We start from the raw sequence: 258 nt of genomic DNA, 5'->3' as shown, positions 1-258 counted from the left end.
AAGGGATTTCACCGCGTGCCTTTGTCCCAGTGACTACAATCCAAGCCAAGCGTAAGTCGAGTCTTCCTGACCTGGTCAAGCGCATGTTTGATACTGGTGAGCTCAACCGGGTGTGGATGTCGGATATTACCTACTTGCGCACCGGTGAGGGCTGGTTGTACTTGTGCGCGGTCCGCGACGGTCATTCCCGCAGAGTGCTGGGCTGGGCTATGGATAGCGTTCAGGACACACACCTGGTTGAACGGGCCCTGCGGATGG

The 258-nt window shown here is 57.4% G+C and carries 1 protein-coding gene; it reads left to right on the top strand.

The genetic code is table 11. The features are described from left to right. Positions 1-258: DDE-type integrase/transposase/recombinase (locus tag HMPREF2806_RS09960; RefSeq protein WP_158013220.1), on the top strand; the 258-nt coding region annotated here is incomplete at both ends.

Origin of the sequence: Corynebacterium sp. HMSC076G08, from assembly GCF_001811515.1 — a bacterium.
Taxonomy (GTDB): domain Bacteria; phylum Actinomycetota; class Actinomycetes; order Mycobacteriales; family Mycobacteriaceae; genus Corynebacterium; species Corynebacterium hiratae.
This window is presented reverse-complemented; position numbering and strand designations above follow the sequence as displayed.